The organism is Halovibrio sp. HP20-59 (assembly GCF_033052795.2).
In the GTDB taxonomy this organism is placed as follows: Bacteria; Pseudomonadota; Gammaproteobacteria; order Pseudomonadales; family Halomonadaceae; genus Vreelandella.
The window spans coordinates 1-265 of sequence record NZ_JAWJUW020000101.1 but is presented as its reverse complement, the minus strand read 5'-3'; the positions used below and the strand labels follow the sequence as shown (position 1 = coordinate 265).

Sequence of the window (265 nt, the reverse complement as noted above, 5' to 3'; positions counted from 1 at the left end):
GCCCGCGAGACCATGAATTGGCGGGGTCGCTCACCCGGTCATCGCGCCGCGCCCCTCAGCGGCCCCCGGCCGGATGGCGACAATCGAGCCCATTCGCTCGGGGCGCCCGCGCCTCCTGCCAGTCGAGTTTCAGCAGCTGCTCCATGAAGATTCCTTTGCTCCTCAGTTCCGCCCTCTGGCTCGCCGGTTGCGCGCCAGCGCCCGTGGCGGCCCCACCGGTCCCACCGCCGCCGGCAGCGGGCGTGCAGCAGGCTTGGGTACAGGC

General features: G+C 72.5%; 1 protein-coding gene. It reads left to right on the top strand.

All coding sequences use genetic code 11. The annotated features are described in order from the left end of the window. Positions 1-73: 73 nt before the first annotated feature. On the top strand, positions 74-265 hold a 192-nt coding region (locus RZA33_RS19535; RefSeq protein ID WP_317509836.1), incomplete at its 3' end, for a hypothetical protein.